This window comes from Nitrosomonas supralitoralis (genome assembly GCF_003011925.2).
In the GTDB taxonomy this organism is placed as follows: domain Bacteria; phylum Pseudomonadota; class Gammaproteobacteria; order Burkholderiales; family Nitrosomonadaceae; genus Nitrosomonas; species Nitrosomonas supralitoralis.
The window spans coordinates 1-292 of sequence record NZ_PXXU01000228.1 but is presented as its reverse complement, the minus strand read 5'-3'; the positions used below and the strand labels follow the sequence as shown (position 1 = coordinate 292).

Sequence of the window (292 nt, the reverse complement as noted above, 5' to 3'; positions counted from 1 at the left end):
CGTAGTGGCCGGCATGCGCAAAGCTTTCTGGAAAACTGGCAAGGTCATTTGCTGGTCGATGACTATGGCGGCTACAAAGCCCTGTTCGCCGAAAAACAGACGAAGTCCTGCACTGAACTGGCTTGTTGGGCGCGCGCACGCCGTAAATTCTTCGATCTGCACCAGGCTAATAGCAGCCTGATGGCGTTGGAAGCGTTGCAGCGTATCGGCAACTTATATACTATTGAAGCAGAAGGTAAAGATCTGACCATCGCAGAACGTCAACAACTACGAGAAGAAAAAAGCCTGCCCG

At 51.7% G+C, this 292-nt stretch carries 1 protein-coding gene; it reads left to right on the top strand.

The window, feature by feature from the left end; genetic code table 11:
* On the top strand, positions 1-292 hold a 292-nt coding region (locus C7H79_RS17555), incomplete at both ends, for an IS66 family transposase (protein WP_147383683.1).